Consider the following 6,528-nt stretch of genomic DNA (forward strand, 5'->3'; position numbering starts at 1 on the left):
ATGAGTGCAAATTCCGCCTTTCTTAAAGAGATGGGTATTACTGAGTGGACTTCACGAGATGGAGCCTCCGTTCAAGCTTTAGAAGTGATTGCTGCTGAGATATCTAACCATCGGGCTGATACTTCAAGCTCTCTATCCTCTGCATCTCTTTTTGTAGTCGAAAAGCACGAGAGAGTGTCGTCTGGGATATGGTGGTTCTATGGCAATAAGCCTCAAGGTCACGCCGAAGTACTTTTTCAGAACACCATTCGGGTTCTCGGCTTAACTCCCCAAGATTGGTCTTGGAAAAATCCTGCTGAACAATTCAATCTCGAGCAGTTACCTCAAGATGGAACGCCTATAGTGGCTCTAGCATTTGGCGGATCTGCTGCCCAAAGATTGTCAGGTGAGCGTGATGCGTTGCCTGAGCTGCGTGAGACTGTGTTGGCAATTAACGCCAAGGGTGCAGAGGAGTTACCGCTAATTGCCACTTTTGAATTAAATCAGTTGATTGCTAGACCAAAAGACAAGAGTCTATTCTGGCAAGATTTACTATTGGCTAAATCAGTCCTACAAAACCTCTAAGCCTTGTGCTTAGAGCTTATGTTCACCAATCAAATGCATTGAGTCATATTCAGCTTGATTTGCAGCATGGCGCTTAATGACTAGCCACATGATTGCGCTCACCGTAACACCAAAGCCAATAATCACCGCCTGAATTGGCGCATCCAACCAAATCAGTCCGGAATAAATCAATAGCATCATCAGAACAGAAATGTTCTCGTTAAAGTTTTGTACGGCAATGGAATGTCCCGCAGACATCAGAATATGGCCGCGATGCTGAAGTAATGCATTCATCGGTACGACAAAATAGCCAGCCAACCAGCCAACCAATACCAGTAGGAAATAGGCCGGTAGCAAATTGAGTGAAATCTCAAACTTGCCAATAGTCCAGATGCTTGTATTGGGCAACATGTCCGAGTTGTAGATTGCCATTACGCAGACAACTAAGCCCATGGTGATGCCATAGGGGAGGACCTTGAGTGAGCTTTTAAGGGGTACTCGCCAAGCAGCCCATACAGCCCCTCCAGCTACGCCAAATGCAGAAATTGCCTGGAGAATGGCGCCTTGCGATAAGGTCATATGTAGAGCAACCTGTGCCCACTTAATCACAATAAATTGCAAGGTGGCTCCAGCACCCCAAAACAAGGTTGTGACTGCCAAGGAGATTTGACCAAGGCGGTCATCCCAGAGTGTCTTAAAGCAGACAGCAAAATCTTTTACCAGTTCGATCGGGCTGGTCTTTTGGGATTCATAACGCGCCCCAGTGTCTGGAATGCGTAAATTAATTAGGGCTGCCAGTAAGTAAATCATCATGATGATCAGAATGGCAGATTCTGCAGCAGTATCAATGCTGGTCTCAAGGATGGGCATATCAAAGCCTAAGAGGCTTTCAGATACCGATTTACTAATTAAAACCCCTCCAAGTACTGTTCCCATAATGATGGAGCCCACGGTAAGACCTTCAATCCAGCCGTTAGCCGCAACCAATTTTTCTGGTGGAAGTAATTCTGTGAGGATGCCGTATTTAGCTGGGGAGTAGGCGGCAGCTCCTAGGCCAACAATTGCATAGGCCAGCAAAGGGTGGCTGCCAAACAGCATCACAACGCAACCAACGAATTTAATCGTATTGGTGATGAACATCACATTGCCCTTGGGGCGGGAGTCAGCAAAGGCTCCCACAAAGGCTGCCAGCAGTACATAGGAAAGAACGAAGAATAATTTGAGTAAAGGAGTCATCCAGGCCGGAGCGTTAAGCTGGACCAAGAGGGCGATTGCTGCGATCAGCAATGCGTTATCAGCAAGCGACGAAAAAAATTGCGCCGCCATAATGATGTAAAAACTACGGTTCATTCGTACAATCTAGTCATTACTGCAATTAAAACATGAAAGGAGGGGTGGATATGAGCTTGTCAGCTAATCGCTTAATTAATAGGCCAATTCTGGCAACTATACACACAGATGCCTTTCGTCATAATTTGGGTCGTATTCGTGAGCTTGCCCCTGAATCCAAGGTCTGGTCGGTTGTGAAGGCTAAGGCCTATGGCCATAGCCTGGAGGCAGCCTTTAAAGGTCTTGAATCGACAGACGGTTTTGCCTTACTTGACCTTGCTGATGCACAGTGGTTAAGGGACCACGGCTGGGAGGGTCGGATTCTCTTGTTAGAGGGTATTTTTAGTCAGCAGGAGCTTGAGCTGACAGTCCAACTTCAATGTGACTTGGTGGTGCATAGCGAAATGCAAGTTATTTGGCTTGAAGCCCTTAAGAACCATTCAAGCCACCCAATCAGTGTATTTTTAAAGCTCAATTCGGGAATGAATCGTCTCGGCTTTAGACCTGATCAATATCGCATCGCTTTTCATCGCCTCCATTCTGCTGGCTATCACCTTCATCACATGACTCATTTTGCTAATGCAGATCAAGTTGATCAAGTGCCATCGGTCGGCGAGCAAATGGAGTGCTTTGAGAAAACTACCGAGGGTCTTGAAGCGCCCAGTTCTTTGGCTAACTCCGCTGCGATCCTTTGGCATCGTAATGCACTAGGTGATTGGGTTCGCCCCGGGATCATGCTGTATGGTGTATCGCCAACCGGAGTACATGCGGATATTATTCGATCCGAACTTCAGGCTGTCATGCAGCTACGCAGTGAAATCATTGACATTCAAGAATTAAAGAAGGGCGGCCGCGTTGGTTACGGCGGCCGTTATGAAGCGCCAGAAGACATGCGTATTGGTGTTATTGCCTGTGGCTACGCTGATGGTTATCCGCGTCATGCTGAAGACGGTACGCCAGTTTGGGTTGATGGTGCTGGCGCCCAGGGCGATGGTGTGATTTGTCCGATAGTTGGTCGAGTTTCTATGGACATGTTGACGATTGATTTGCGTGAAGCACCCAATGCCAAGATAGGTAGCGCGGTAGAGCTATGGGGCAATGAAGTGCCAGTAGATGATGTGGCTCAAATGAGTGGAACCATCGGCTATGAACTTATTTGTGCATTGGCACAGAGAGTCCCGGTAGCAATCAAGTAGCGCAGCGCGTTACTTGATTGCACTCATCTTATTTAATTTTTACTTATTCCAGATTTGCCACCAACGACGTTCTTTCTGAACGCGTTGACCAGTAATCATCATTTGACTGTCAGGGAAATTAAGCTTGAACACGCGCGCAGCATCATTGCTGAGATCGGTCATACCTAACTTCTCATATGACTTAGTAAGAAGGTAAAGCGCTTCTTCTACAGCAGGTGCACGATCATAGTCACGAATCACGAGCTGCGCTCTATTAGCGGAAGCTAAATACGCACCGCGTTGATAGTAAAAGCGCGCCACGATCACATCTGCTTCGGCAAGTGAATTCACGATGTAGCGCATTCGGTCCAAAGAATCCGGCGCATATTTACTATCAGGGAAGCGCTCAACTACAACCTTGAAAGATTCAAAAGCTTCCTTAGCCGCTTTTGGATCGCGCTCACTTAAATCTTGTCCAGTGAATTTACCGAGCCAACCTAAATCATCATTAAAACTAATCAAACCTTTAAGGTAGTAGCCGTAATCTAAATTAGGGCTGCCTTGATGAAGTTTGATGAAGCGATCGATAGCTACTTGAGCCTGGGCTTCTTCTTGAGCCTTCCAATAACAATAGGCTGCATTGATCTGCGCTTGTTGAGAGTAGGGTCCAAAAGGGAAGCGTCCCTCTAGCTTTTCAAAGTACTTGCCGCACTTTGCATAATCCGCCTCTTTTAGTTTGTCGGTTGCCTCGGAATAAAGCCTTGTCTCTGACCAAATATCGGCATCATCTTTTTGACCATCGCTACCAGCGCATCCACTGAGAACTAGGCAGACTGCACTGGCTCCAATAAACAAAGAAATGAGAGATTTTTTGGAAGATGACCCAATACTGGCAGCAAGCCTTAAACTGGCGTCTGCAATAACGTCCGACATAACTAAAAGGCTCTTTAAGCGTGGCATTGCCGCATACTCCCGATTCGAATCCCATTGATTATATCGATGATGAGGATTTCATAGCCCTAGAAGTTCCCCCCGAGGTTAGTGGGGAGCGTTTGGATAAGTTTCTTGGTGGCGCTTTGCCTGATTATTCTCGTAATCGGCTCAAAGCCTGGGTTGAGGCTGGAGCTGTCACGGTTGATGGAAAAGTCACCAAAGTTCGCCATTTACTCCGTGGAAGCGAGAGTATTAAGGTGTTCCCACAGGAAATGCCCGAGCAATTTGCCTTTGCCCCGGAAGATATCCCTTTGGATGTTGTCTATGAGGACGACACCATCATTGTGCTCAATAAACCCGCTGGACTCGTTGTGCATCCTGCTGCTGGAAATTGGACGGGAACCTTATTAAATGGCCTATTAAACCGCTTTCCCGAGCTAAAAAGCCTCCCAAGAGCTGGAATTGTCCATCGTCTTGATAAAGATACCTCTGGATTGATGGTGGTAGCTCGGACGGATATCGCGCAAACCTCCTTAGTGAGGCAGCTTCAAGAGCGAACTGTAGGACGGCGTTACCTCTCTTTGGTTTGGGGTGATGCACCTTCTCAAGGTAAAGTGCTGGCAACCGTAGGTCGTGACCAGCGTGACCGCCTCAAAATGGCTGCTGGCTCTGCTCAAGGTAAGCCTGCAGCGACCTTATTTCGACGCCTGGCCAAAGGCGCATTTTCAGAAAGTCCAGTTGCTTTATTGGAATGTCGTCTTGAGACGGGTAGAACCCACCAAATCCGTGTGCACCTGGAATCATTGGGTTTTCCACTCTTAGGTGACCAGGTTTACCGGAAAAGAACACCCGGCGTTGCTAAAGCATTACCTTTCGGTCGCCAAGCGCTGCATGCTTATGCGCTCAGTCTGCAGCACCCAGCAACCCATGAAGTAATGACCTGGTTTAGATTGCCTCCCCAAGATTTAATGGAGTTGCTGCCCATGGTTGGCATGGTTGAGTCAGACCTCCCCAAAGAGGAGGCTTTAATGGCGTCCATCAAAAATGATCAACGCAATGAATCAAATTGAGCCAGACTGGGTTGTGCCGCAGCAAATTAAAGCTTTTTGCACAACCCGCAAGGGCGGAGTTAGTAAGCCGCCTTTTAATAGCTTCAATCTGGGACTCAATGCCGGCGATCATTTGGAGGATGTTCTGCAAAATCGTAGCATCCTTAAGACACACCTGCCCGCCGAGCCAATCTGGCTTAAACAGATTCATGGGGTCACAGTCAGCACCCCGGCCTCAAGGAATGCCTCGGTCAATGGGCCATTTGAAGCAGATGCCTCAGTTACCAATATTCCAAATGAGGTTCTCAGTATTCTGACGGCTGATTGCGTGCCAGTATTGTTTGTAAGTAAATATGGTGATGTCATTGGCGCGGCACATGCTGGCTGGCGTGGTCTTAGCGGCGGAGTTCTTGAAAATACAATCCAGGAAATGTGCTCTCTATCTCCAGGCTTAATGCCTCAGGACATTACGGCATGGATGGGTCCGGCAATTGGACCTTCTGCATTCGAGGTTGGGGAAGATGTACTGCAAGCATTTGCAAGTCAATCGCAAGCTACTTTGGCGCAGGCATTTCAGCCAATTGTTGGAACTCCAGAAAAGTATTTAGCCAATCTATATCTACTCGCTCAGGATCGCCTGCGCTCTTTTGGTGTTGAGCAGATCTATGGCGCAGACTTTTGTACTTTTGGTGACCCGACCAATTTCTTTTCTTATCGCAGAGACAAAGAAACGGGGCGCTTTGCCTCCTTGATTTGGATTTCAGCCGATACCTAACTTCGGGTTATTACTAGCTTAGCTCTAGGGCTAGGGTTAGTGCGTATAACCCTTACAGCTTTATAGATGGAGAATGATCTTAATTAATTAACGAGATCATTATGTTTGCAGGTATGAATACAGGTGTGGCTCCTTCATTGGCGCCACATCATATGGCATTAATTCCTCCAGAACGCCTGGCTGAAATTCAAAAAGAATACTTCACTGAGTTTGCGCATCTTGCGACGAATCCGGAAGTGATTGAAGTAAAGGATCGCCGCTTCTCTGGCAAAGCATGGCACTCCTCATGGAGCAAGATGATTGCCGCTACCTATTTATTGAACTCCAAGCATTTGCTTTCTCTCGCCTCAGCGGTTGATGCTGACGAAAAAACCAAAACTAAAATTTTGTTCACTACAGAACAAATGATTGATGCCTTATCGCCATCCAACTTTATTGCAACCAATCCAGAAGTTCTTGAAAATATCATTAGCTCCCAAGGCCAATCTATTCAAAATGGAATAGTGAACTTGTTGGGCGATTTGAAAAAGGGCAAAGTTTCACTAACTGATGAAAGTGCGTTTGAGGTTGGTAAGAACATTGCAACAACTGAAGGTCAGGTAGTTTTTCGTAATGATCTTTTTGAATTAATTCAGTACACGCCGTTAACTGAGACAGTGTATGAGCGCCCATACTTAATGGTGCCACCATGTATTAACAAATACTATATTTTAGATTTACAGCC

At 46.7% G+C, this 6,528-nt stretch carries 6 protein-coding genes and 1 pseudogene; 5 read left to right on the forward strand and 2 right to left on the reverse strand.

Annotated elements, in window-relative coordinates; all coding sequences use genetic code 11:
• Positions 1-564: a hypothetical protein gene (locus B7X71_RS01915; protein ID WP_293597192.1), complete on the forward strand. Its 564-nt coding sequence runs from the start codon at positions 1-3 to the stop codon at positions 562-564.
• 9 nt (positions 565-573) lie between these two features.
• Here B7X71_RS01915 and lplT read toward each other — a convergent pair whose 3' ends face one another.
• Positions 574-1,893 carry a lysophospholipid transporter LplT gene (lplT, locus tag B7X71_RS01920; protein WP_293597193.1) on the reverse strand — a complete coding sequence of 440 codons (1,320 nt, stop codon included), beginning with the start codon at positions 1,891-1,893 and terminating at the stop codon, positions 574-576.
• A gap of 74 nt (positions 1,894-1,967) precedes the next feature.
• On the opposite strand from lplT, the gene alr reads away from it, so the two are divergent.
• Positions 1,968-3,068 (forward strand): alanine racemase, encoded by a 1,101-nt coding sequence (gene alr, locus B7X71_RS01925; RefSeq protein WP_293597207.1) that lies wholly within the window; start codon positions 1,968-1,970, stop codon positions 3,066-3,068.
• 39 nt (positions 3,069-3,107) lie between these two features.
• On the opposite strand, the gene B7X71_RS01930 is transcribed toward alr, so the two are convergent.
• Positions 3,108-3,980 carry an outer membrane protein assembly factor BamD gene (locus B7X71_RS01930; RefSeq protein ID WP_293600143.1) on the reverse strand — a complete coding sequence of 291 codons (873 nt, stop codon included), beginning with the start codon at positions 3,978-3,980 and terminating at the stop codon, positions 3,108-3,110.
• Positions 3,981-4,000: 20 nt separating this feature from the next.
• Between B7X71_RS01930 and B7X71_RS01935 the strand changes: the two genes are divergently transcribed.
• The 3 genes and pseudogenes from B7X71_RS01935 to B7X71_RS01945 form a co-directional block, all read left to right on the forward strand.
• Positions 4,001-5,050: an RluA family pseudouridine synthase gene (locus B7X71_RS01935; protein WP_293597195.1), complete on the forward strand. Its 1,050-nt coding sequence runs from the start codon at positions 4,001-4,003 to the stop codon at positions 5,048-5,050.
• Positions 5,037-5,804, forward strand: coding sequence for a peptidoglycan editing factor PgeF (gene pgeF / locus B7X71_RS01940; protein WP_293597196.1), 768 nt, complete (start codon positions 5,037-5,039; stop codon positions 5,802-5,804). Before B7X71_RS01935 ends, pgeF begins: the two co-directional genes overlap by 14 nt.
• Positions 5,805-5,905: 101 nt before the next feature.
• A pseudogene (locus B7X71_RS01945) lies at positions 5,906-6,528 on the forward strand (class I poly(R)-hydroxyalkanoic acid synthase); the annotation flags it as partial.

It is taken from the genome of Polynucleobacter sp. 39-46-10, from assembly GCF_002282275.1.